The sequence below is a fragment of the Terasakiella pusilla DSM 6293 genome (assembly GCF_000688235.1).
Taxonomy (GTDB): Bacteria; Pseudomonadota; Alphaproteobacteria; order Rhodospirillales; family Terasakiellaceae; genus Terasakiella; species Terasakiella pusilla.
The window spans coordinates 1-1,288 of record NZ_JHYO01000083.1 but is presented as its reverse complement, the minus strand read 5'-3'; the positions used below and the strand labels follow the sequence as shown (position 1 = coordinate 1,288).

General features: G+C 47.8%; 1 protein-coding gene. It reads left to right on the top strand.

Annotated features, from left to right (window positions below; translation table 11 throughout):
• The first annotated feature begins 102 nt into the window (after nt 1-102).
• Nucleotides 103-699, top strand: coding sequence for a tyrosine-type recombinase/integrase (locus Q397_RS0120230; protein WP_051610416.1), 597 nt, complete (start codon nt 103-105; stop codon nt 697-699).
• The last annotated feature ends 589 nt before the right edge of the window (nt 700-1,288 follow it).

The following is a 1,288-nucleotide window of genomic DNA, read 5'->3' as shown; positions in this document are numbered from 1 at the left end:
AGCCATATCAACGTGTTCAGCGGGGTGCCGTCATGATCAGATTTTCACGTTCATTACAAATCATCGCCGTCGTCATAATTGTAAATGACATGGAGGCCCGTCATGCGTGAAGGTAAAGCGAAGGTTCTGACTGGTGAGGAATTTGCCCGACTGATGCGTGTGGTGGCCGTCGAGATGTATCCTGAACGGAATGCCGCGATCATGCATCTGTCATTCGGATTGGGCTTAAGGGTCGGTGAGATTGCATCTTTGAGAATTACCGACGTCATGGCCGATGATGGTAATTTGCGGGATCACTTTCAGATTAAGAAGTGTAATTCAAAAACGAAACAGAACCGGGAAGTATTCTTGTCCAATACCAAGGTGCGGAAGTCGCTGGCAGCGTATTTGGATCATCGTCGTGATATTGATGGTATTGCGTTTAACGTGAATGCTCCGTTGTTTAAAACTCAAAAGGGAATGGCATTCACGGGGAATTCGTTGCAACAGGTGATGAAGCGATTATTCCGCAAAGCCGGATTGCCTGAGCAGGTGAGCAGTCATTCCGGTCGTCGTGGTTTTGCAACGAAGTTGATCTCGTCAGGTGTTGATATTAAATCGGTGTCCGTGTTGATGGGACATAGCAATATTAGCCAAACGGCGTCATACGCTGAGACCAACCCGGTGATGCTACAGCAGGTGGCCGCACAAGTTCTTTGAGAGAGGGACTGGTTTAATGATTAACGGTCATCTGCGTAGCCGCAGAGACCGATACCTCAGCAATCCCGTTGTTCGCGTTGCTCACAGCGGCTATTGCCTGCGGTATACCTCTATTTGGCAAAAAGCCCCCCTAAGTGGACCTCCTAATATAATATAAGTAGTTGGTTCATTTAGAGGGGCTTTTAACCAACCAACGTATACATGATAGCGAAGCGACAATTCCTCTCAAAAAAACGGAACGAAGTGAACTGACACGAGGGTGTTGGTTGGTGACGCTTGTCGTCGCCGACAAACCCGATGTGGCGGCACTCGGCGACCAGCCGACGTGCCTTCAACATTAGGAAGTAACATCGTGATACCTTTGACGCCGACCATTGCTGGTGTTCATTGGTAAATTCATGATCGCAACATTTACCGATCTGATTCCAACATCAATATTGCTAAGGGGATAATTCACGGAAACCGTTACCGGGTGAACGACGATACCCCCTCGAAAGTCCCTCCTGCCCTACCAAACCTCTTTTATTTAGTGGTTTCAATAGCTTACAACCTCCTGAACCATAACGGTTCTGGGGTTGTTTTGCTATGT

Bases quoted from the DNA above. Each gene is read 5' to 3' on its own strand.
- Q397_RS0120230 (WP_051610416.1), top strand. From the start codon at position 103: ATGCGTGAAGGTAAAGCGAAGGTTCTGACTGGTGAGGAATTTGCCCGA.